The organism is Streptomyces pseudovenezuelae (assembly GCF_029892565.1).
Taxonomy (GTDB): Bacteria; Actinomycetota; Actinomycetes; order Streptomycetales; family Streptomycetaceae; genus Streptomyces; species Streptomyces pseudovenezuelae_A.
Map to the genome: position 1 here is coordinate 654,200 of NZ_JARXVH010000001.1, position 21,184 is coordinate 675,383.

Genomic DNA, 21,184 nt, shown 5'->3' on the forward strand with positions numbered 1-21,184 from the left:
CCCCACCGGCCCGGTGTGCCCCCGCCCGTGCCGGTCGGGGGGAACCCCCGACGTGCGCACCAAGCTGCGCGCATGCAGTACGTTCGGGGCATGTCCCAGCCCGCCAAGTCCTCACGTACACCAGCTACGCCCGACGCGCCGGAGAGTGCCGCAGGCACGCGCGCGGCGGCCCAACGGCTCAAGATGCGCCGGGAGCTGGCGGCCGCGGCGATGGAGCTGTTCTCCACCAAGGGGTACGAGGCGACCACGGTCGACGAGATCGCGGCGGCGGCCGGCGTGGCCCGCCGCACCTTCTTCCGTCACTTCCGTTCCAAGGAAGAGGCGATCTTCCCGGACCACGACGACACGTTGATCCGCGCGGAGGCCGTGCTCAACGCGGCCCCTGCGCACGAGCACCCGCTGGACACGGTGTGCCGGGGCATCAAGGAAGTCATGCGCATGTACGCGGCCCAGCCGGAGATCTCGGTCGCCCGCTACAAGCTCACGCGCGAGGTACCCACCCTGCGCGAGGCGGAGATCGCGTCGGTGGCCCGCTACGAGCGCCTCTTCACCCGCTACCTGCTGGGCCACTTCGACGAGCACGCGCACGACGACGACGCCAACGACGACCCGCTGCTGGCGGAAGTCGCCGCGTCCGCCGTGGTCACGGCCCACAACCACGTCCTGCGGCGCTGGCTGCGGGCCGGCGGCCAGGGGGACGTGGAGGCCCAGCTCGACCACGCCTTCGCGATCGTGCGCAAGACGTTCGGGACGGGGATCGGCGCCGGGCGTACGGCTCCGCCGAAGCCGCCGACCCTCGCTGCGGTCTCCACCCAGGGCGAGGTCCTGGTGACCGTCGCCCGCACGGACGCCCCGCTGGACGAGGTCATGCGAACGATCGAAGAGGCACTCAGGGACCGCTGAGCGGCAGCGCCCCCGCCAGCGTCCCTGTGATGACGGCCACCCCTCGGGGTGGCCGTTTTGGCATGTCAGGGCACCTTTTCGCGCGGATTTCAGAGCCCGTTCGATCGATCATCGCTCATTTGTTACGTAAAGATTTCACCTGAGAGGAATTACTGGCACTCGGTGCCTTGCGAGGTGACACGCAGTGTCATACGTTGAAGGAGTCCGGGCGGCCGACGTGCAGAGACCATTCGCACGTCGGCTGTCCCAGCAAGTCATCGACCTGCTCGCCCGGACGCCTGCGTCACAGGCACCCTCCCGCGCCACAAAGCGCCCTCAGCAGTACCGACGTAACCCTCAGCGTCTCCCCCTCAAGACGCCATTCGCCGGAGGCAACACCGTGACCGTGAAGGACATCCTGGACGCGATCCAATCGCCGGACTCCACGCCGGCCGACTTCGCCGCCATGCCGCTCCCCGAGTCGTACCGCGCGATCACCGTACACAAGGACGAGACGGAGATGTTCGCGGGCATGCAGACCCGCGACAAGGACCCGCGCAAGTCACTGCACCTGGACGACGTGCCCGTGCCCGAACTGGGCCCGGGCGAGGCCCTGGTGGCCGTCATGGCCTCCTCGGTCAACTACAACTCCGTGTGGACCTCGATCTTCGAGCCGCTGTCGACCTTCGGGTTCCTGGAGCGCTACGGCAAGGTCAGCGAGCTCACCAAGCGGCACGACCTGCCGTACCACGTCATCGGCTCCGACCTCGCGGGCGTGGTCCTGCGCACCGGCCCGGGCGTGAACGCCTGGAAGCCCGGCGACGAGGTCGTCGCGCACTGTCTGTCGGTCGAGCTGGAATCCAGCGACGGGCACAACGACACCATGCTCGACCCCGAGCAGCGGATCTGGGGCTTCGAGACCAACTTCGGCGGACTCGCCGAGATCGCCCTGGTCAAGTCCAACCAGCTGATGCCCAAGCCGGGCCACCTCAGCTGGGAGGAGGCCGCCTCCCCCGGCCTGGTCAACTCCACCGCGTACCGCCAGCTGGTCTCCCGCAACGGCGCCGGCATGAAGCAGGGCGACAACGTCCTCATCTGGGGCGCGAGCGGCGGACTCGGCTCGTACGCCACCCAGTTCGCGCTGGCCGGCGGTGCCACGCCGGTCTGCGTCGTCTCCAGCCCCGAGAAGGCAGACATCTGCCGGGCGATGGGTGCCGAGGCGGTCATCGACCGCACCGCCGAGGACTACAAGTTCTGGAAGGACGAGCACAACCAGGACCCGCGCGAGTGGAAGCGCTTCGGCAAGCGCATCCGCGAACTCACCGGTGGCGAGGACGTCGACATCGTCTTCGAGCACCCGGGCCGCGAGACCTTCGGCGCCAGCGTCTACGTCACCCGCAAGGGCGGCACGATCGTCACCTGCGCCTCGACCTCGGGCTACAACCACGAGTACGACAACCGCTACCTGTGGATGTCCCTGAAGCGGATCATCGGCTCGCACTTCGCCAACTACCGCGAGGCCTGGGAGGCCAACCGGCTCATCGCGAAGGGCAAGATCCACCCGACCCTGTCGAGGGTGTACTCCCTGGAGGACACCGGGCAGGCCGCCTACGACGTGCACCGCAACCTCCATCAGGGCAAGGTCGGAGTGCTGTGCCTGGCGCCCGAGGAGGGCCTGGGCGTGCGCGACCACGAGAAGCGCGCGCAGCACGTCGACGCCATCAACCGCTTCCGGAACATCTGAGGGCACCCATGAGCGAGCGTCAGAAGGACCGGCCGTGGCTCATGCGCACGTACGCCGGTCACTCCACGGCCGAGGCCTCCAACGAGCTGTACCGGCGCAACCTCGCCAAGGGCCAGACCGGTCTGTCGGTGGCGTTCGACCTGCCGACGCAGACCGGCTACGACTCCGACCACATCCTCGCCCGCGGCGAGGTCGGCCGGGTCGGCGTGCCGATCGCGCACCTCGGTGACATGCGCCGGCTGTTCCAGGACATCCCCCTGGAGCAGATGAACACCTCGATGACGATCAACGCCACCGCCATGTGGCTGCTGGCGCTCTACCAGGTCGTCGCCGAGGAGCAGGGCGCCGACATCACCCAGTTGTCGGGCACGACCCAGAACGACATCGTCAAGGAGTACCTGTCGCGCGGCACGCACGTGTTCCCGCCGGTGCCCTCGCTCCGGCTGACGACGGACATGATCGCGTACACGGTCTCCCACCTGCCGAAGTGGAACCCGATCAACATCTGCAGCTACCACCTGCAGGAGGCGGGTGCCACGCCGGTGCAGGAGATCGCGTACGCGATGTCCACGGCGATCGCGGTGCTGGACGCCGTGCGCGACTCGGGCCAGGTGCCGGCCGAGAAGTTCGGTGACGTGGTCGCCCGTATCTCCTTCTTCGTGAACGCCGGTGTGCGGTTCATCGAGGAGATGTGCAAGATGCGGGCGTTCGGCCGGATCTGGGACCAGGTCACGCGGGAGCGGTACGGCATCGAGAACGCCAAGCAGCGGCGCTTCCGCTACGGCGTCCAGGTCAACTCCCTGGGACTGACGGAGGCGCAGCCGGAGAACAACGTCCAGCGGATCGTGCTGGAGATGCTCGCGGTGACGCTGTCGAAGGACGCACGCGCGCGTGCCGTGCAACTCCCGGCCTGGAACGAGGCGTTGGGCCTGCCCCGCCCCTGGGACCAGCAGTGGTCACTGCGCATCCAGCAGGTGCTCGCGCACGAGAGCGATCTGCTGGAGTACGCGGACATCTTCGACGGCTCGCACGTCATCGAGGCCAAGGTCGCGGTGCTCGTCGAGGAGTCGCTCGCGGAGATGGAGCGGATCCAGGAGATGGGCGGCGCGATGGCCGCCGTGGAGTCGGGCTATCTCAAGTCGCAGCTCGTCTCCTCGCACGCGGAGCGCCGCGCTCGTATCGAGTCGGGTCAAGAGAAGATCGTGGGCGTCAACATCTTCGAGACGACCGAGCCCAATCCGTTGACGGCGGATCTCGACACCGCGATCCAGACAGTCGATCCGGCTGTCGAGGCCCGGGTCATCGCCTCGCTCCAGCACTGGCGCGACACCCGCTACCAGCCGCCCTTCAACCACCCGCGCCCGTGCAAGGCGCTGGAGCGGCTGAAGGAGGCCGCCAAGGGCACCGGCAACCTCATGGAGGCCACCCTGGAGTGCGCCCGCGCGGGTGTCACGACCGGCGAGTGGGCGGGGGCCCTGCGCGAGGTGTTCGGGGAGTTCCGGGCGCCGACGGGCGTCTCGTCCGCGCCCGTGGCGGTCCCGGCCGAGGAGGGCTCGGCGATGGGCGAGGTACGCCGCAAGGTGGACCTGACGGCCAAGGACCTCGGTGTCGGCAAGCTCCGCTTCCTGGTCGGCAAGCCGGGCCTGGACGGGCACTCAAACGGCGCCGAGCAGATCGCCGTACGCGCGCGTGACGCCGGCTTCGAAGTGGTCTACCAGGGCATCAGGCTGACGCCCGAGCAGATCGTGGACGCGGCCGTCGCCGAGGACGTGCACGCGGTCGGGCTGTCCATCCTGTCCGGCTCGCACGCCCAGCTGGTCCCGGACGTGCTGGAGCGGCTCCGTGTGGCCGGTGCCACAGAGATACCCGTGATCGCCGGTGGCATCATCCCCAATGGTGACGCCGAGCAGCTGCGGGCCGCCGGAGTGGCCGCGGTCTTCACCCCGAAGGACTTCGACATCACCGGCATCATCGGCCGCATCGTCGACGAGATCCGGAAAGCGAACAAGCTCGACCCTCTGGAGGTCCCCGCATGACCACGCCCGCCCCCGTGAACCGGCTTCGGCCGCGGCGCTCCTGCCTCGCGGTCCCCGGGAGCAACCCGCGCTTCCTGGAGAAGGCGCAGGGACTCCCCGCCGACCAGGTCTTCCTCGACCTGGAGGACGCGTGCGCCCCGCTGGCCAAGCCCGAGGCCCGGCACACGATCGTCAAGTTCCTCAACGAGGGTGACTGGACGGGCAAGACGAGGGTCGTGCGCGTCAACGACTGGACGACCGAGTGGACGTACCGCGATGTCGTCACGGTCGTCGAGGGCGCGGGTCCCAACCTCGACTGCATCATGCTGCCGAAGGTCCAGGACGCCCAACAGGTCGTGGCGCTCGACCTGTTGCTGACGCAGATCGAGAAGACGATGGGTTTCGAGGTCGGCAAGATCGGCATCGAGGCGCAGATCGAGAACGCTCAGGGCCTCAACAACGTCAATGAGATCGCTCAGGCCAGTCAACGTGTCGAGACGATCATCTTCGGCCCCGCCGACTTCATGGCGTCGATCAACATGAAGTCGCTCGTCGTGGGCGAACAGCCGCCCGGCTACCCGGCGGACGCCTACCACTACATCCTGATGAAGATCCTGATGGCCGCCCGCGCCAACAACCTCCAGGCGATCGACGGCCCCTACCTCCAGATCCGCAACGTGGAGGGCTATCGCGAGGTCGCGCAGCGCGCCGCCGCGCTCGGCTTCGACGGCAAGTGGGTGCTGCACCCGGGTCAGGTCGAGGCGTCCAACGAGATCTTCTCGCCCTCCCAGGAGGACTACGACCACGCCGAACTGATCCTGGACGCGTACGACTACTACACGTCCGAGGCGGGCGGCAAGAAGGGCTCGGCGATGCTCGGCGACGAGATGATCGACGAGGCCAGCCGCAAGATGGCGCTGGTCATCTCCGGCAAGGGGCGCGCGGCCGGCATGAAGCGCACCACCGAGTTCGAGATTCCGGAGGCGTGAGCATGCAGTTCGGGCGCACCTACGAGGAGTTCGAGGTCGGGGCGACGTACAAGCACTGGCCGGGCAAGACGGTCACGGAGTACGACGACCACCTGTTCTGTCTCCTCACCATGAACCACCACCCGCTCCACCTGGACGCCAACTACGCCGAGAACACGACGGACTTCGGCAAGAACGTGGTGGTCGGGAACTACATCTACTCGCTGCTGCTGGGCATGTCCGTGCCGGACGTCTCCGGCAAGGCGATCGCCAACCTGGAGATCGAGTCGCTCAAGCACGTGGCGCCGACCTTCCACGGCGACACGATCTACGGCGAGACGACCGTGCTCGACAAGTGGCCCTCCAAGTCGAAGAACGACCGCGGGATCGTGCACGTGGAGACCAAGGGCTACAAGCAGGACGGCACGCTGGTCTGCGTGTTCCGCCGCAAGGTGATGGTGCCGACCGAGACGTACATCAAGGAGCGCGGCGGCGAGCAGCCCGGCCGCCCGGAGCTCACCGCACCCGCGGAGAAGAACACGGAGAAGTAGCCATGGCCCGCCTCGCCCAGACCGCCGGTCTGACCGATGTCCAGCAGGAGATCCTGTCCACCGTCCGCGACTTCGTGGACAAGGAGATCATCCCGGTCGCGACCGAGCTGGAGCACCGTGACGAGTACCCGCAGCAGATCGTCGACGGGCTCAAGGAGTTGGGCTTGTTCGGTCTGATGATCCCCGAGGAGTACGGGGGTCTTGGCGAGTCGCTCCTCACCTACGCCCTGTGCGTCGAGGAGATCGCCCGCGGCTGGATGTCGGTGTCCGGCATCATCAACACCCATTTCATCGTGGCCTACATGCTCAAGCAGCACGGCACCCAGGAGCAGCGGGAGCACTTCCTGCCGCGCATGGCGGCCGGTGACGTCCGCGGCGCCTTCTCGATGTCGGAGCCGGGTCTCGGCTCGGACGTCTCGGCCATCACCTCCAAGGCGGTCAAGGACGGCGACGATTACCTCCTGACCGGCCAGAAGATGTGGCTGACGAACGGTGGCACGTCAAATCTGGTTGCCGTACTCGTCCGAAGTGACGAAGGACACCCCGAAGGGACCGCGCCCCACAAGTCGATGACGACCTTCCTGGTCGAGAAGGAGCCCGGATTCGGTGAGGTCCGCCCCGGGCTCACCATCCCCGGGAAGATCGACAAGATGGGCTACAAGGGCGTCGACACCACCGAGTTGATCATGGATGGCCTGCGCATTCCGGTCGACCGCGTGCTCGGCGGGGCCACCGGCCGAGGTTTTTACCAAATGATGGACGGCGTCGAGGTCGGCCGCGTCAACGTGGCTGCGCGTGGCTGCGGAGTCGCTCAGCGTGCCTTTGAACTGGGCGTCCGCTACGCCCAGCAACGCCACACTTTCGGCAAGCCGATCGCCCAGCACCAGGCCATCCAGTTCAAGCTGGCCGAGATGGCTACCAAGGTCGAGGCCGCCCATGCGATGATGGTCAACGCGGCACGCAAAAAGGACTCCGGTGAGCGAAACGACCTTGAGGCTGGGATGGCGAAGTACCTCGCGTCCGAGTACTGCAAGGAGGTCGTGGAGGACTCCTTCCGGATCCACGGCGGCTACGGCTTCTCCAAGGAGTACGAGATCGAGCGCCTCTACCGCGAGGCCCCGATGCTGCTGATCGGTGAAGGTACCGCCGAGATCCAGAAAATGATCATCGGTCGCAGGCTGCTCGAAGAGTATCGATTCCAGGGCTAGATGTCCGGATACGGGGTGTTTTCTTGGAGAAGAAGATCACACCCCGTCAGCGCCCTTCAGCCGCCGACTCGGCTTCCTGGCTTACCCAGTTGTGGCCGTCGACCGGTACGATCCCGGGAAAGCCGCCGTCCCCCGTTACAGCGCGGCATCATCCGCTACGAAGGTCATCCATGCCCCACAGCCAAACCTCTGCACCACGCGACAGCCGGGCCGGCGTACGCCTCGCGCGCGGAGCATCGCCGTGGCTTCTCCCGACCGTCGCCACCGCAGCCCTCAGTCTGGTACGCGCACGCAAGTCCGGCGCCGCCAAGGTCGTCGCCGTGCCCGCCACCGCGCTCGCGGCGGGCATGCTGTGGTTCTTCCGCGACCCCGAGCGTGAGATCGGCCCGGGCCGGGTCATCTCGCCCGCCGACGGTGTGGTGCAGAGCATCATGCCGTGGAAGGACGGTCGCACCCGCGTCGCGATCTTCATGAGCCCGCTCAACGTCCACGTCAACCGCGCGCCGCTCTCCGGCGAGGTGACGTCGGTCGAGCACATCCCCGGCGGGTTCGTTCCGGCGTTCAACAAGGAGAGCGAGAACAACGAGCGCGTAGTCTGGCATTTCGACACCGAACTCGGCGACATCGAGATGATCCAGATCGCCGGCGCGGTGGCCCGCCGCATCGTGCCCTACATCCCGCAGGGGACGAAGGTCGAGCAGGGCGACCGTATCGGTCTGATCCGCTTCGGCTCGCGTGTAGACATCTACCTGCCCGAGGGCGTGGAGGTGGCGGTCGAGGTCGGTCAGAAGACCGTGGCTGGGGTGACTCGCATTGACCGTGATTGATCCTGAGACGCAGGCGGGCTGGGTTCCCGAGGCCGACGAGGTGGACGACGAGGAGGAGATGCCCCTCTCTCTCCGCCTCTCGATAGCGGACACCCTCACCCTCGGCAACGCCACGTGCGGCTTCATGGCGGTGTACTTCACCACCACCGGCATCCTGATCCCGCACCTCACCGACAGCCAGGAATCGGGCATGGCGCGCAACAGCGCGGCCACCGCGGTGATCCTGATGCTGTGCGCGGCGGTGTTCGACCTGTTCGACGGCCTGGTCGCGCGGAAGCTGCGGTCCTCCCCCATGGGCGCCGAGCTGGACAACCTCTCCGACCTGATCAGCTTCGGCCTGGCCCCGGCGTACTTCGTCCTGGTCTACGGCATGGTCGCTGACGACGCGTACCAGAAGGTGGCGGCGGTCGGTGCCGTCGTGGTGCTCCTGGCGGTGGTGCTACGCCTGGCGCGTTTCTCGTGCGTGACAGTGCCGAACGGCATGTTCCAGGGCATGCCATCCCCGTTCGGTGCGCTGACGGTCGTCTCGATCGTGCTCCTGGAGCTGCCCTTCGTGGCAACGCTCCTGGCCATCCTCGGCACCGCCTGGCTGATGGTGAGCCGGGTCGAGTACCCCAAGCCGCGCGGCCGCCTCGCCGTGGCGATGCTGGCCTGGATCGTCGTGTCCATGGGCCTCCTGGCCGCCTGGGCCTTCGACGCCCCCAGCGGCCAGCTCCTGCTCCAGACGGGCTGCGCCCTGCAGCTGGTCATGGGCGCGGTCATCCCGCTGTTCGCCACGGCCCGCCGGGTGAACAACTTCCGCGGCAACCGTCGCGAGGCGCGGGCGGCACAGCTGCCGTAGGACGTCTGATCCGTGACGCTCGCGAGGGGCCCGAACCGATTCCGGTTCGGGCCCCTCGCTCGTTTCGGTCTCTTGGCCGCTTCGGGCTCTCGGTCGCTTCGGGCTCTCGGTCGTCTCAGGCCTTCGGTGTGTACGCCTCGGCCTCCTCGGACGCGCCTGCCTCCCGTACGACCTTCATGCCGCCCGTGGCGCTCTTGTCCGGCTGGAGGATCACGCTCTCGTGGGAGGACGGGGCGGCGGGGTCGGTGAAGTCCTGGACGGTGCCGAAGCCGGAGTCGAAGGAGTCGAGCGTCAGCAGGGCCTTGTCGACGCCCTCGCGGGTGAGGTCCTTGCTCGCGCAGGCCTTCTTGAGGGCCTCGCCGAAGGCCGAGACCGCGGTCCAGCCGGCGACGATGCCGTTGTCGAGGGAGTCCTTCGGATAGGCCGCCCTGTAGTCGGCGACGAGCTTCTTCGCCTGTGGGGTGTCCGCGCCGATCGGCAGTGAGGGCGAGGCCACCCAGTAGTTCTTCATCAGGGCCGGACCCGCCTGGGTGGCGAGGAGTTGGGGCGCGAAGGCGGAGTTGTTGCCGATGACCGGCACGTCGAAGCCGCTCGCCGCCGCGACGCCGACGAGCGAGGCCGCCTGACGAGGCCCCGCGCTGACGACGATCGCCTTGACGCCTGCCTTCTTGAGGGCGGTGACCTGGGCGGTCATGTCGTTGTCGGTCGGCTTGATCTTCTGCTCGACGACGGACAGACCCGCCTTGCCCGCCATGTACTTGGAGCCGACCAGGGCGCTCTCGCCGTAGTCGCCCTCGAAGTAGACGTGCCCGATCTTGTCGCCCTTCTTGATCCCCTTCTCCTTGATCAGGAAGTCGACGGCGTTGATCGTCTCGATGTCGTACGTCGATCCGATGACCCGGATGTACGGGCTGCCCAGGAGCGCCGCCGACCACGCCTGCGGCAGCACCAGCCCCTTGTCCTGGCCGTCGATGCGCTGCTTGACCGCCGCGACGAACGGCGAGCCGATGAACTGCGCGAAGCCCAGCACCTTCGGCGCCAGTTCGGTGTAGCCGGAGACGGCCTTCTGCGGGTCGTAGCCGTGGTCGCGGACCGTGAGGGCCACCTTGTAGCCGCAGACGCCGCCGGCCGCGTTCAGCTGCTTCACGTACAGCTGCTGGGCCTGGGTGACGCTCTTGCCGAGGGTCGCGTAGACGCCGGTCATGTCGGTGAGCGCGCCCAGCGTGATCGTCTTCCCGGAGATCCCCTGGCCGGTCTTGATCCCACCCGCGCCCGCCTTGTCGCCGTCCTCGCTGTCCTTGGCCTTGGAGCTGCATCCGGCCAGCACGAGCAGTGCCGCGAGGGCACCGGCCGCGGCTCTGGCCCCGTACGTCCTGTTCATCGTTCCTCCCCTGGATCGGTTCTGACGCGACGCCGGGCGGCCGTGCTGACCAGGCCGCCGGGCAGGAACAGCACCACCAGCACGACGGCGGCGCCGTAGAGGTACCGGGACGCCTCGCCCGGTGCGATCCCGCCCGTGCCGGGGGCGGAGACCAGCGGCAGCGCATCGCTGTAGCGGGTCAGCAGCTGCGGCAGCAGGGAGACGAACACGGCCCCGGCCACCGCGCCGGAGACCGAGCCGAGCCCGCCGATGACGATCATGGCGAGGTACTCCAGGGACAGCGTGATGCCGAAGTAGTCGGGCACCGTCCGCTGGAAGATCAGCGCGAGCAGGACGCCCGCGAGGCCCGCGTACATCGACGACAGCACGAAGACGGCGGCGCGGTGGCGGGCGACGGGCACACCGAGGACGCCGGCGGCGACGCTGTGGTCGCGGATCGCGTTCATGGCCCGGCCCGGACGCCCGCGCAGCACTCCGCGGGCGAACAGCGCGCCGGCGAGCAGCAGGACCAGGCCCGCGTACCAGAGCTTCTCGGCGGACCCGAACGGCACGGCGGCGACGAGGAGTTCACGGTCGTCGAAGGTCAGGCCGAACAGGCTCAGGGGCGGTACGTCACGCCCGTTCGCCCCGCCGGTCAGGTCATGGGCGTTGAACATCACGTGCTGGCCGATGAAGACGAGGGCGAGGGTGGCGATCCCCAGGTACGCGCCGCCGAGCCGGCCGGAGATGGGGCTGAACAGCCCGCCCGCGACCCCCGCGACCAGCACCGCGAGCACGGCCGCGAGCCAGGTCGGCAGTCCGAGCCCGGTCAGCCCGTCACCACCGTCCGCCGCGAACACGCAGTAGCCGTAGGCACCGACGGCGAGGAAGAAGGCGTGCCCCATGGAGAGTTGGCCGGTCGCGCCGGTGAGCAGGTTGATCCCGATCGCCCCGATGGCGGCGGCCATCGCGAAGAGGCCGGCCTGGAGCCAGAACCGGTCCAGGTAGAAGGGGAAGGCCAGGAGGAGGACGGCTGCCGCGGCCCAGACGTATCCGCGTGACCGGATCACCCGCAACGGCTTGACCAGGACCTCAGACACGCGCCAGCTCCTTCGTGCCGAACAGTCCCGCGGGTCGGATGAGCAGGATCGCGACCATGACGAGGTAGGGGGCGAGGTCGCCCAGGCCGCGGCCCAGGAAGGTCAGGTCGCTCTGGTAGCCGGTGGCCAGGGACTCCGTGATGCCGACCAGCAGGCCGCCCACGAGCGCTCCCGTCGTGGAGTCGAGGCCGCCGAGGATCGCCGCCGGGAACGCCTTGAGCGCGGCCAGTGAGGTGGCCCGTTCCAGGCCCGGGGTCGGGAAGACGGTGAGGAAGAGCGCGGCCACGGCGGCCAGGCCCCCGGCCACGGCCCAGGCGCCCAGCGAGACCCGTCCGAGCCGTACACCCATCAGCGCCGCGGTCTCCCCGCTCTCGGCCGCCGCCCGCATCGCCACGCCCCACGAGGTGTACCGGAAGGCGAGCAGGAACGCGGTGATGAGCAGCGCGGCGGCCACGAACGCGGCGATCCGCGTGTGCGCGATGGAGACCGGCCCGATCTTGAGCACGGCGTCGCCCCACGGGTCGCCCAGCGGGATGACGTCGGTGCCGATACGGCGGGTCAGCTCGGTGGTGAGCAGGATGTCGACGCCGATGGTGACGATGGCGAGGACGCTGTGGTCGTTGCCCCGGTAGCGCCGTATCACCAGGAACTCCACGGCTGCGCCGACCAGCGCGGCCCCCGCGATCCCGGCCAGCAGCGCGGGCCAGAAGCCGATGTCGTCGTGCAGGGTCGCGGTGATGTAGCCGCCCGCGAGCAGCAGCGAGGCATGGGCGAAGTTGACGACCTCGGTGGCCCGGAAGACGACCACGAAGCCGAGCGCGATGAGTGCGTAGACGGAGCCCAACGAGACGCCGTTGAGCAGGACTTCGGCGAAGGTGCTCATGCTCCGGCCCCCAGGTAGGCGCGTACGACGGCCGGGTCGTTCTGTACGTCGGCGGGGGCGCCGTCCGCGATCAGGCGCCCGAAGTCCAGTACGGTCACCGCGTCCGCGAGCCGCATCACCACCCCCATGTCGTGTTCCACCAGCACGATCGAGATGCCGAGTCCGTCCCGAACGCCCGCGATGACGGCGGCTGTTCGGCGCCGTTCGTCGGCGGTCATGCCCGCGACCGGCTCGTCCAGGAGCAGCAGGCGCGGTTCCATGCACAGCGCGCGGGCGAGTTCGGCGAGCTTCTGCTGTCCGTACGGGAGCGAACCCGCCGGGCGGTCGAGGCAGTCGGCGATCCCGACGAACTCCGCGATCTCCCGGACGCGTTCGCGATGCAGCCGCTCCTCGCGGGCCGCCGAGGGCAGACCGAGTCCCGCCGCCAGGAAGCCCGTTCGGGTCAGCCGGTACCGGCCGAGGAGCAGACAGTTCTCGACGGAGGCGCGGGGCGGCAGCGCGAGGTTCTGGAAGATGCGGGCGACGCCGAGGCCGGCGATGCGGTGCGCGGGCATGCCGGTCAGCTCGTGCGCGCCGAAGCGGACGCTGCCGGCGGTGGCCCGGTAGACCCCGGACAACACGTTGAAACAGGTCGACTTGCCCGCGCCGTTGGGCCCGATGAGCGCGTGCACGGTGCCGGGGCGGACCGTGAAGCCGACGTCGTCCAGGGCGGTGAGCCCGGCGAACCGGACGGTCAGACCGCGGACTTCGAGCGGGTCGGTCGGGGGCACATCGAGCGGGTCCGGCGAGGGCTGTTCGAGCGAGTCCGGCCCGGGTGCTTCACGCGGGTCCGGCTGCGGCCCTTCGGCCGGGTCCGGCCGCGGCGCGTCTCGCGGTTCCATCCGGCGCCTCACCCCCGCCACCGGGTCAGCGTCCGCCGTACGCCACCCGCCCGTTCGGCATCCGCGTCGGCCTCGGCGACCGCGTCCTCGTCGACCACGCCCAGGTACCGTCGGCGCACCTCGTCGGAGGCGGCGAGTTCATCGGCGGGTCCGGACAGCGTGACCTCGCCGACTTCGAGGACGTATGCGCGCGTGGCGAGCCGCAGGGCGAGTGCCGCGTTCTGTTCGACGAGGAGGACCGAGGTGCCCTGGGCGTTGATCTCGCGGACGGTGTCGGCGATGCGCTGGGCCATGAGCGGGGCGAGGCCGAGGGAGGGCTCGTCGAGGAGCAGCACCTTCGGGGCCGCCATCAGGGCGCGGGCGACGGCGAGCATCTGCTGTTCGCCGCCGGAGAGCAGGCCGGCGCGCTGCCCCGAGCGTTCGGCGAGGACGGGGAACAGTTCGTGGACGCGGGCGAGGGCGGCGGCCCGGCCCGAGCGGGCGGCGCCGAGGGCACCCGCGCGCAGGTTGTCGGCGACCGTCATCCGCGCGAACACCCGTCTCCCTTCCGGAACTTGGGACACTCCCGCGGCGACCACCCGGTCCGGTGCGAGTCCGTCGAGACGGCGGTCGCCCAGGCTCACGCTGCCCTCGGTGATCGCGCCGCCGTGGAAGGACAGCGTCCGGCTGACCGCCCTGAGCAGCGTGGACTTGCCCGCGCCGTTGCTGCCGAGCACGGTCACCACCGCCCCCTCGGGCACTTCGAGGGACACCCGGCGCACTGCCCGTACGGGTCCGTATCCGACCGACAGATCGCGTACGACCAGTCCGGATCCGCCCATGAACACCCCCTGTTCGACTTGGTGTGGCGCTCACCCCAGCACCGGAGGGGCCGCCCGTCCACGGCCCGTGGCGGAATCGCTGCGGGTGCCCAGCGGGTCGGGCCGGGTGTTGTGCACGCGCACAACACCGCGTGTCAGGGGCCTGTGCGGGACCGTCCCGCGATGGCATCCTCCGGCCATGGGAGCGCGAAGGCCGCGGACCGGTCATGACTGGAAGCTGCTGGCGGAGTCCTGCACTGCTCTGCTGGAACGGCTGCCGCAGCTCGTCGACGAGCATCTGCGGCAGCTCACCGTGCACTCCCCCGTCTACGGGCAGGTGCTCCCGCACGACCAGCAGTGGCGGGAGGCGGAGGAGGCGATGCGGATCGGCATCGAGACGCTGTCCGCGCCCCGCGACTCACCGCGCCGGGACCTGGAGCACGCCGAGGACACGGGCCGGCGCCGGGCCCGGCAGGGACTGCCGCTGGACCTCCTCGTGCACGCCTACCGCAGCGCCGGCTATCTGCTGTGGGACGCGCTCGTGGACGGCACGGCCGGCCGGGAGCCCGAGCGGCTCACGGCGCTGATGCGCTCGACGACGATGGTGTGGTCGGCGGTGGACGCGCAGGCCCAGACGGCGTCGGAGGCCTACCGGGCCACCGAGGCGGAGCTGCGCCGGCGCACGGACGAGCAGTTGCAGGCGCTCCTCGACGCGCTCCTGGAGGGACAGGCCACGCCCGGGCTCGCGGCACGGGCGGCCGCGGGGCTGGACCTGCCGGAGCACGGGCCGTACGCCGTGGTGGTGCTGCGGGCCGAACGGCGGGAGCCCGACGAGCGGCCGGTGCGGGGTGCCGGGCTGCGGTTCATCTGGCGGATGCGGGCCGACGGCGAGGTGGGGGTCGTGGCGCTCGCGCCCGGTCAGGGCCTGGACGGCGTCGCGCGCGTGCTCGCCGGGCGCTGCTCGGGACCGGGCGGTATCAGCCCGGTGGTGCCCGGTCTTGCCGAACTGGGGCGGGCCCGGCGGCTGGCCGAACTGGCGCTGCGCACCTGCCCGCCGGACGGAACCGCGGTCGTACGCCTGGACCAACGGATGCCGACCGCACTCGTGGTGAGCCAGCCGGAGCTGGCGGACCGGCTGGTGGCCGACGTGTTCGGCGCGCTCCTGGAGCTGGAGCCCGCCGACCGGGCCGTGCTCCTGGGGACCCTCGACGGGTGGCTGGCCTGCGAGGGCTCGGCGGGCCGGGCGGCGGCGCGGCTGTACTGCCACCGCAACACGGTCTTCAACCGGTTACGGCGGCTGGAGCAGCTCACGTCCCGGTCGCTGGCCCGCCCCCGGGACCTGATCGAGATGACGCTGGCGTTGGACGCGTATCGACTGTCGGGGGTGCGGAGGTGAACGGCCGTGAGGTGAAGGGGAGTTGGGCGGACGTGCGCGGGCCTCAGACCAGGAAGTCCCGCGCGATCTGCTCCGCGACCTTCTCCAGGATCGGCCCGGCCTCCGTGATGCACTTGGCGATGTCCGGCTCGACGCCGGTCAGCGGGTACGCCCGTCGGAAGCCGGCCTGCCCCAGCGCCTGCGGTTGCAGCCCGAGCCGTCCGCAGACCGCGACGACCTCCTTGCCGGCGGCCCGTGCGGCGGTGGCGACGCCCGCGGGGGCCTTGCCGTGCAGGGTCTGTTCGTCCAGGGAGCCCTCACCGGTGATCACCAGGTCCGCGTGCTCCAGCGCCGCCGCGAAGCCGAGGACGTCGAGCATGACCTCGATGCCGGGGCGGAAGCGGGCGCCGAGGAGGAGGGCGCCGTAGCCGATGCCGCCCGCGGCACCCGCGCCCGGCGCGACGGCGTACTCGGCGGCCTTGGCGCCGACCGAGTCCTCCAGCACCTTGGCGTAGTGCGCGAGGGCCGCGTCCAGCGCCTCCACGTCGTCCGGCGAGGCGCCCTTCTGCGGCCCGTAGACGGCCGGGGCGCCCTTCGGGCCGGTGAGCGGGTTGTCGACGTCGCTGGCGAGCACCAGTTCGACGGAGGCGAAGCGGGGGTCCAGGTCCGACAGGTCGGCGGAGGCGAGCTCGGCAAGACCGCCGCCGCCCGGCGGGACCGGCTCTCCCTCGGCGTCCAGGAACCGCGCACCGAGCGCGGACAGCATGCCGGCGCCGCCGTCGGTCGTCGCGCTGCCGCCGACGCCGAACACGATGGTCCGCGCACCCGCGTCCAGCGCGGCCCGCAGCAGCTCTCCGGAGCCGTACGTCGAGGCCGTGAGCGGCGCGAAGACGCCCGCGGGTAGCCGCTGCAACCCGCTCGCCTCGGCCATCTCGACGACCGCCGTGTCGCCGCGCAGCGCGAAGGCCGCCGTCACCTCGTGCCCGAGCGGGCCCGCGACCCGCACCTCGTGCCGTTCGAAACCGGCCGCCACCGCCGCGTCCACGGTGCCGTCACCGCCGTCGGCCACGGGGAGCGATTCCACCGTGAGCCCTGGGACGATCCGGCGCAGCCCGGTCGTCACCCGCTCGGCGACCTGTACGGCCGTCAGCGAGCCCTTGAACTTGTCCGCGGCGATGAGCACCCGCTGTGTCACCAGATATCCCCTTGCTCTCCGGGTCCCGCACATGTCAGGACCAGTCGCGCCGCTGTGACCTTAACCGGAGGACGGCCTCGCCGTCATGCCCCGACCGATCCCTGAGAACGGGGTGAGACCAACGTACGAGCGCCGTGGGAAACCCCTGTGCGGACCGCCGAAGACCGTACGGCGGCGCCAGGATTCGGGTAAACCGGAACTATGACCCCTGTGGGCACCGCGCCAGAGCTCGCCGACCGCGTCCTCGGAGGGTGGCTGGGCCGGATCTCGGGCAACATGCTCGGCAAGCCGGTCGAGCAGGGCGACCTGTGGACGCGGGACCGGATCGACCGCTATCTGCGGCAGGCCGCCGCCCTGCCGCTCACCGACTACCTCCCCGCGCCCGCCGACGAGAGCGACGGCTTCGAGCTGCGCCCCGAGTGGCGCCAGTGCGTGCGCGGCCGTATCCACGGCAGCTGCCGGGACGACGACGTCGACTACGCGATCCTCGGCCTCGACCTGCTGGAGACGCACGGTTTCGGCTTCAGCACCGAGCAGGTCGGCGATCTGTGGCTGCTGCGGCTGCCGTATCTGCAGACCTACACGGCGGAGCGGGCCGCGTACCGCAACCTCGCCAACGGGCTCAAGCCGCCGCTGACGGCGACGTACGACAACCCGTACCAGGAGTGGATCGGCGCGCTGATCCGCGCCGACATCTACGGCTGGACCTGCCCGGGCGTCCCCCGCCGGGCCGCCTCCCTGGCCCGCCGTGACGCGGTTCTGTCTCATACGGGAAACGGTGTCTACGGCGCGATGTGGGCGGCGGCGCTGATCTCGGCGGCCTTCACGGCGCCGACCGTCCGGCACGCGGTGGACCAGGCGCTGACCGTCATCCCGGCGGGCAGCCGGCTCGCCCGGACCGTGCGCCGGGTCGTCTCGCTCCACGACACCCGGATGACCTGGGAGGACACCCTGACCACGGTGTCCGAGGAGACCACCGGACTCGGCTGGATCCACACCATCCCGAACGCCGCCGTCCTCACCGCCGGGCTCCTGTACGGCGACGGCGACTTCACCCGCACCATCACGCTCACCGTCCGCGGCGGCCTGGACACCGACTCCAACGGCGCGACCGCCGGCTCGGTGGCGGGCGTACTGACCGGCGCGGACGCCATCCCGACCCAATGGAAGGAACCGCTGGAGGACACGGTACGCAGCGCGGTCTTCGGCTTCGACCGGATGCGGATCAGCGAACTGGCGGAGCGGACAGTGCAGTTGGCGGACACGGACGCCTGATCTGCCACTTCCCTCAGCCGCGCAGTGAGTCCGAGGCGCCTGCGCAAGCTGGTTACCCTTCCTGGATGACCACCCAAGACTTCGCCACGTACATCGCCGGCCTGCCGCGCGTGCTCGCCGGGGCCGCCGCCCTCTTCCGCGACGCCGAGGGCCGGGTTCTGCTCGTCGAGCCCAACTACCGTGAGGGCTGGGCGCTTCCGGGCGGCACGATCGAGTCCGACGACGGCGAGACCCCGCGCCAGGGCGCGCGGCGCGAGACGCTCGAGGAGATCGGCCTCGACCGCGAACTCGGCCAACTCCTCGCGGTGGACTGGGTGTACCGGCCGACCTGGCCGCCGCTGGTGGCGTACCTGTACGACGGCGGAGTCCTCACCGAGGACGACTTCAAGGCGATCCGCCTCCAGGAGGAGGAACTGCTCTCCTGGCGCCTGGTGGAGCCCGGCCAACTCACCGAGTACCTCCAAGGCCCCCTCGGCCACCGCGTCCTGATCGCCCTGGACGTCCTGGCGCAGGGCTCGGGCACGGCGGAACTGGAGAACGGGCAGCGGGTCGGCTGAGGCGGGTCGATCAGCCCTCGATGTCCCTGGGCTTGCCGTCGACCTCGCGCAGGACTTCGTCGCGGGCGGCCACGCGGGCCTCGGTCCGATGCCCGCGCTGGATGTGGTCGCGGACGACGAGCTCGACGGCGTCCTGGGGGTTGCCCACGCCCGCAAGCACCATGACTTCCACGACGAGTTCGGCATCGAGCGAAATGGTGACCTTGGCCATGCCGGGACGCTGACACCCCACCCGACCTCGCCGATATCCGTTGGCCGCCCACGGATGCGCCGACCTACGCTCGACGCCATGAGCAGACCACTTGTCGCCCTTCTCAGCGGCGCGGGTATCTCCACCGACTCCGGCATCCCCGACTATCGGGGGCCCAACGGCCTGTGGCGGAAGGATCCCGAGGCCGAGAAGCTCGTGACGTACGAGTACTACATGAACGACCCGGAGATCCGCCGACGTTCATGGCAGATGCGGCGCAAGAACCGCACGCTGACGGCCGAGCCGAACGCCGCACACGTGGCGGTGGCCGAGCTGGAGCGCGACGGCGTACCGGTGCGGGTCCTCACGCAGAACGTCGACGGGCTGCACCAGCTGGCCGGGATGCCCGCCCGCAAGGTGCTCGAACTGCACGGCAGCGCACGGAGTTTCGTGTGCACCAAGTGCGATGCGCGCGGGCCGATGGAGGACGCGATCGCCCGGGTCGAGGCCGGCGAGGACGACCCGCCCTGCCTCGACTGCGGGGGCATCCTCAAGTCGGCGACCGTCTTCTTCGGCGAGCAGCTCGATCCGGTGGTGCTGGGCGAGGCCGCCGCGATCGCCAAGGCCTGCCAGGTGTTCATCGCCGTCGGGAGCAGCCTGCAGGTCCACCCGGCGGCGGGGCTGGCCGGGGTCGCCGCCGACCACGGCGCACGGCTCGTCATCGTCAACGCCGAGCCGACGCCGTACGACGAACGGGCCGACGAGGTCGTTCGGGAACCGATCGGCACAGCCCTGCCCGCGCTCCTGCGCCGGCTGAGCGCGAAGGAGGAGTGACAACTCGCTTGAACTCAGGCCTGTTCAGAGTCCGCGCGGGTGAACGTCACATGCGTGACTCCGGTGGGCGACGAGGTGGCCTCGACCTCGTAGTCCTTCTCCAGGTCCTCCAGTCCGTCCCAGAGGCGTACGCCTCGGCCGAGCAGGATCGGGACCACCACGACGTGCATGCGGTCGACGAGGCGGGCGGCGAGGAAGTCGCGGATCACGGTGGGTCCCCCGCCGATGCGTACGTCCTGGCCGCCCGCGGCCTCACGGGCCGTCTCTAGCGCTTTGTCGGGCGACGCGTCGAGGAAGTGGAAGGTCGTGCCGCCCTCCATCTCGATCGACGGGCGCGGGTGATGGGTGAGGACGAAGGTCGGTGTGTGGAACGGCGGGTTGGGCCCCCACCACCCCTTCCACTCCGGGTCCTCGTGCCAGCCGGGCGGGCCGAACTTCCCGGCGCCCATGATCTCGGCACCGATCCCGGGCATGAACTGCCGGGCGAAGGCGTCGTCGATACCGCCGGTGCCGCCGGACCCGCCGGTCATGTCGTGCCAGAACCCAGTGGTGAACATCCACTGGTGCAGCCTTTCGCCGGCGTGGCCGAACGGCGCGTCCTGGCTCTGGACGTCACCGGTGCCGAAGCCGTCGAGCGAGATGGAGAAGTTGTGGACGCGGGCGTGTGACATGAGCGGCGATTCCTTTCCTTCTGCTGGTCCAGTTTCGTCGAATCAACTCGGTCTCGCAGAGATGATGGTCGCCCCGTCGTCATGACGTCCAATGCCACTCCATCTCGGGACGCATAGATAAACTTAATCAATGCTGAACCTGACGCACCTCAAGGTGCTGGAGGCGGTCGCCCGTCTTGGATCGGTGACCGAGGCGGCGAAGGAGCTGCACTACTCTCAGCCGTCGGTCAGCCACCACCTGGGACGGCTGGAGGCGGTCACCGAGGCGAGGCTCGTCCAACGGGTGGGCCGCGGTATCCGGCTCACCCCCGAGGGCGAATTCCTGGCGCAGCGGGCGAGAGAGATCCTGGGGCGGGTCGACTCCGCGTCCGTCGAGCTCGCCGCCCGCGTGGGGCTCCGTGCCGGACGGGTACGGCTCGCCGGTTTCCAGACGGTCCTCAGCACGCTGGTGCCGAAGGCGGCCACCGAGTTGTCCCGGGAGCACCCGGGAATCGAGTTGAACCTCGTGGATGCCCACCCGGTCGAGGGCCTGCAGATGCTGCGTTCGGGGCACGTCGACATCGCCCTGATCTTCCGGCATACCGAGACTCCGCTGGAGGAGGAGGGATTCCGGCTCACCCACCTGCTGGACGACCCCCTCTACCTCGTCAGCGACCAACCCCGTCAGCGTCTCGAGGACCACCGCGACTCCCCATGGGTCGGCGGCTGCGAACGCTGTCGGGCCGCCACGATCACGGCCTGCGAAGGCGCCGGCTTCGCACCGCGGATCGCCTACTCCTGCGACGACACGGTCGTCTCCCAAGCCTTGGTGGCCGCCGGGATGGGTGTCGCCATCCTCAACGGCCTCGCGCTGCAGGCCCACCGGGCGCCGGGCATCCACACCACCCAACTCACCGGCAACGCCCGCCGGATCTACGCCGCCACCTACGGCGACCCACCGGACCCACCCGCCACGACCGCACTGATCGAGATCCTGACGGCGCAGGCGCGAGTACCGGACGGGGACGCGGGGTTCTGACCCCAGGGG

21 protein-coding genes are annotated in these 21,184 nt (G+C 70.0%); 13 read left to right on the plus strand and 8 right to left on the minus strand.

Going from position 1 to position 21,184, the window contains the following annotated elements; genetic code table 11:
- Positions 1-90: 90 nt before the first annotated feature.
- The 8 genes from M2283_RS02925 (at position 91) to pssA (ending at position 9,036) form a co-directional block, all read left to right on the plus strand.
- On the plus strand, positions 91-903 hold the full coding sequence (locus M2283_RS02925; RefSeq protein WP_280874332.1) for a TetR family transcriptional regulator: 813 nt from the start codon (positions 91-93) through the stop codon (positions 901-903).
- Positions 904-1,288: 385 nt separating this feature from the next.
- On the plus strand, positions 1,289-2,626 hold the full coding sequence (ccrA, locus tag M2283_RS02930; protein ID WP_280874702.1) for a crotonyl-CoA carboxylase/reductase: 1,338 nt from the start codon (positions 1,289-1,291) through the stop codon (positions 2,624-2,626).
- 8 nt (positions 2,627-2,634) lie between these two features.
- A complete protein-coding gene (locus M2283_RS02935; protein ID WP_280874333.1) occupies positions 2,635-4,662 on the plus strand; it encodes a protein meaA in 2,028 nt (675 codons plus the stop codon).
- Complete coding sequence (locus M2283_RS02940; protein WP_124001729.1) at positions 4,659-5,630, plus strand: HpcH/HpaI aldolase/citrate lyase family protein; 972 nt, start codon at positions 4,659-4,661, stop codon at positions 5,628-5,630. Before M2283_RS02935 ends, M2283_RS02940 begins: the two co-directional genes overlap by 4 nt.
- A 2-nt stretch (positions 5,631-5,632) precedes the next feature.
- Positions 5,633-6,160: a MaoC family dehydratase gene (locus tag M2283_RS02945; RefSeq protein WP_280874703.1), complete on the plus strand. Its 528-nt coding sequence runs from the start codon at positions 5,633-5,635 to the stop codon at positions 6,158-6,160.
- 2 nt (positions 6,161-6,162) lie between these two features.
- A complete protein-coding gene (locus tag M2283_RS02950) occupies positions 6,163-7,368 on the plus strand; it encodes an acyl-CoA dehydrogenase family protein (RefSeq protein WP_280874334.1) in 1,206 nt (401 codons plus the stop codon).
- A 170-nt stretch (positions 7,369-7,538) separates the two neighbouring features.
- Complete coding sequence (locus M2283_RS02955; protein ID WP_280874704.1) at positions 7,539-8,195, plus strand: phosphatidylserine decarboxylase; 657 nt, start codon at positions 7,539-7,541, stop codon at positions 8,193-8,195.
- Positions 8,196-8,253: 58 nt separating this feature from the next.
- Positions 8,254-9,036 carry a CDP-diacylglycerol--serine O-phosphatidyltransferase gene (gene pssA, locus M2283_RS02960; protein WP_280874705.1) on the plus strand — a complete coding sequence of 261 codons (783 nt, stop codon included), beginning with the start codon at positions 8,254-8,256 and terminating at the stop codon, positions 9,034-9,036.
- A gap of 115 nt (positions 9,037-9,151) precedes the next feature.
- On the opposite strand, the gene M2283_RS02965 is transcribed toward pssA, so the two are convergent.
- The 5 genes from M2283_RS02965 to M2283_RS02985 are packed head-to-tail and all read right to left on the minus strand — an operon-like array spanning position 9,152 to position 14,081.
- The gene (locus M2283_RS02965; protein ID WP_280874335.1) at positions 9,152-10,417 is read right to left on the minus strand and encodes an ABC transporter substrate-binding protein; all 1,266 of its coding nucleotides are present in this window, start codon (positions 10,415-10,417) and stop codon (positions 9,152-9,154) included.
- Positions 10,414-11,496, minus strand: a complete 1,083-nt coding sequence (locus tag M2283_RS02970) for a branched-chain amino acid ABC transporter permease (RefSeq protein WP_280874336.1) — start codon at positions 11,494-11,496, stop codon at positions 10,414-10,416. Before M2283_RS02970 ends, M2283_RS02965 begins: the two co-directional genes overlap by 4 nt.
- On the minus strand, positions 11,489-12,379 hold the full coding sequence (locus M2283_RS02975) for a branched-chain amino acid ABC transporter permease (RefSeq protein WP_280874337.1): 891 nt from the start codon (positions 12,377-12,379) through the stop codon (positions 11,489-11,491). The genes M2283_RS02970 and M2283_RS02975 overlap by 8 nt, the downstream gene beginning before the upstream one ends.
- Positions 12,376-13,260 (minus strand): ABC transporter ATP-binding protein, encoded by an 885-nt coding sequence (locus M2283_RS02980; protein WP_280874338.1) that lies wholly within the window; start codon positions 13,258-13,260, stop codon positions 12,376-12,378. The genes M2283_RS02975 and M2283_RS02980 overlap by 4 nt, the downstream gene beginning before the upstream one ends.
- Positions 13,261-13,268: 8 nt before the next feature.
- A complete protein-coding gene (locus M2283_RS02985; protein WP_280874339.1) occupies positions 13,269-14,081 on the minus strand; it encodes an ABC transporter ATP-binding protein in 813 nt (270 codons plus the stop codon).
- A 178-nt stretch (positions 14,082-14,259) separates the two neighbouring features.
- Between M2283_RS02985 and M2283_RS02990 the strand changes: the two genes are divergently transcribed.
- Positions 14,260-15,456: a PucR family transcriptional regulator gene (locus tag M2283_RS02990; RefSeq protein ID WP_280874340.1), complete on the plus strand. Its 1,197-nt coding sequence runs from the start codon at positions 14,260-14,262 to the stop codon at positions 15,454-15,456.
- Between the two features lie 43 nt (positions 15,457-15,499).
- Here M2283_RS02990 and M2283_RS02995 read toward each other — a convergent pair whose 3' ends face one another.
- Positions 15,500-16,618: a glycerate kinase gene (locus tag M2283_RS02995; RefSeq protein WP_280874706.1), complete on the minus strand. Its 1,119-nt coding sequence runs from the start codon at positions 16,616-16,618 to the stop codon at positions 15,500-15,502.
- Positions 16,619-16,831: 213 nt separating this feature from the next.
- On the opposite strand from M2283_RS02995, the gene M2283_RS03000 reads away from it, so the two are divergent.
- Both M2283_RS03000 and M2283_RS03005 read left to right on the plus strand, forming a co-directional pair.
- Positions 16,832-17,905 (plus strand): ADP-ribosylglycohydrolase family protein, encoded by a 1,074-nt coding sequence (locus M2283_RS03000; RefSeq protein ID WP_280874341.1) that lies wholly within the window; start codon positions 16,832-16,834, stop codon positions 17,903-17,905.
- Positions 17,906-17,970: 65 nt separating this feature from the next.
- The gene (locus M2283_RS03005) at positions 17,971-18,462 is read left to right on the plus strand and encodes an NUDIX hydrolase (RefSeq protein ID WP_280874342.1); all 492 of its coding nucleotides are present in this window, start codon (positions 17,971-17,973) and stop codon (positions 18,460-18,462) included.
- A 10-nt stretch (positions 18,463-18,472) separates the two neighbouring features.
- On the opposite strand, the gene M2283_RS03010 is transcribed toward M2283_RS03005, so the two are convergent.
- Positions 18,473-18,673: a DUF2191 domain-containing protein gene (locus M2283_RS03010; RefSeq protein WP_280874343.1), complete on the minus strand. Its 201-nt coding sequence runs from the start codon at positions 18,671-18,673 to the stop codon at positions 18,473-18,475.
- A 78-nt stretch (positions 18,674-18,751) separates the two neighbouring features.
- Between M2283_RS03010 and M2283_RS03015 the strand changes: the two genes are divergently transcribed.
- Entirely contained in the window at positions 18,752-19,486 is a 735-nt protein-coding gene (locus M2283_RS03015; protein ID WP_280874344.1) for an SIR2 family NAD-dependent protein deacylase, read from the plus strand.
- Positions 19,487-19,500: 14 nt separating this feature from the next.
- On the opposite strand, the gene M2283_RS03020 is transcribed toward M2283_RS03015, so the two are convergent.
- Entirely contained in the window at positions 19,501-20,157 is a 657-nt protein-coding gene (locus tag M2283_RS03020; RefSeq protein WP_280874345.1) for a dihydrofolate reductase family protein, read from the minus strand.
- A gap of 130 nt (positions 20,158-20,287) precedes the next feature.
- Between M2283_RS03020 and M2283_RS03025 the strand changes: the two genes are divergently transcribed.
- Entirely contained in the window at positions 20,288-21,175 is an 888-nt protein-coding gene (locus M2283_RS03025; RefSeq protein WP_280874346.1) for a LysR family transcriptional regulator, read from the plus strand.
- Positions 21,176-21,184: the final 9 nt, after the last annotated feature.

What these genes read in the sequence shown, in the direction of transcription:
- M2283_RS02940 (WP_124001729.1), top strand. Translation starts at nt 4,659, where the DNA reads ATGACCACGCCCGCCCCCGTGAACCGGCTTCGGCCGCGGCGCTCCTGC.
- M2283_RS02925 (WP_280874332.1), top strand. Translation starts at nt 91, where the DNA reads ATGTCCCAGCCCGCCAAGTCCTCACGTACACCAGCTACGCCCGACGCG.
- M2283_RS03010 (WP_280874343.1), bottom strand. Translation starts at nt 18,673, where the DNA reads ATGGCCAAGGTCACCATTTCGCTCGATGCCGAACTCGTCGTGGAAGTC.
- M2283_RS02965 (WP_280874335.1), bottom strand. Translation starts at nt 10,417, where the DNA reads ATGAACAGGACGTACGGGGCCAGAGCCGCGGCCGGTGCCCTCGCGGCA.
- M2283_RS02945 (WP_280874703.1), top strand. Translation starts at nt 5,633, where the DNA reads ATGCAGTTCGGGCGCACCTACGAGGAGTTCGAGGTCGGGGCGACGTAC.
- M2283_RS03000 (WP_280874341.1), top strand. Translation starts at nt 16,832, where the DNA reads ATGACCCCTGTGGGCACCGCGCCAGAGCTCGCCGACCGCGTCCTCGGA.
- M2283_RS02950 (WP_280874334.1), top strand. Translation starts at nt 6,163, where the DNA reads ATGGCCCGCCTCGCCCAGACCGCCGGTCTGACCGATGTCCAGCAGGAG.
- M2283_RS02985 (WP_280874339.1), bottom strand. Translation starts at nt 14,081, where the DNA reads ATGGGCGGATCCGGACTGGTCGTACGCGATCTGTCGGTCGGATACGGA.
- M2283_RS03020 (WP_280874345.1), bottom strand. Translation starts at nt 20,157, where the DNA reads ATGTCACACGCCCGCGTCCACAACTTCTCCATCTCGCTCGACGGCTTC.
- pssA (WP_280874705.1), top strand. Translation starts at nt 8,254, where the DNA reads ATGCCCCTCTCTCTCCGCCTCTCGATAGCGGACACCCTCACCCTCGGC.
- M2283_RS03025 (WP_280874346.1), top strand. Translation starts at nt 20,288, where the DNA reads ATGCTGAACCTGACGCACCTCAAGGTGCTGGAGGCGGTCGCCCGTCTT.
- M2283_RS02975 (WP_280874337.1), bottom strand. Translation starts at nt 12,379, where the DNA reads ATGAGCACCTTCGCCGAAGTCCTGCTCAACGGCGTCTCGTTGGGCTCC.
- M2283_RS02980 (WP_280874338.1), bottom strand. Translation starts at nt 13,260, where the DNA reads ATGGAACCGCGAGACGCGCCGCGGCCGGACCCGGCCGAAGGGCCGCAG.
- M2283_RS02990 (WP_280874340.1), top strand. Translation starts at nt 14,260, where the DNA reads ATGGGAGCGCGAAGGCCGCGGACCGGTCATGACTGGAAGCTGCTGGCG.
- M2283_RS03015 (WP_280874344.1), top strand. Translation starts at nt 18,752, where the DNA reads ATGAGCAGACCACTTGTCGCCCTTCTCAGCGGCGCGGGTATCTCCACC.
- M2283_RS02935 (WP_280874333.1), top strand. Translation starts at nt 2,635, where the DNA reads ATGAGCGAGCGTCAGAAGGACCGGCCGTGGCTCATGCGCACGTACGCC.
- M2283_RS02955 (WP_280874704.1), top strand. Translation starts at nt 7,539, where the DNA reads ATGCCCCACAGCCAAACCTCTGCACCACGCGACAGCCGGGCCGGCGTA.
- M2283_RS03005 (WP_280874342.1), top strand. Translation starts at nt 17,971, where the DNA reads ATGACCACCCAAGACTTCGCCACGTACATCGCCGGCCTGCCGCGCGTG.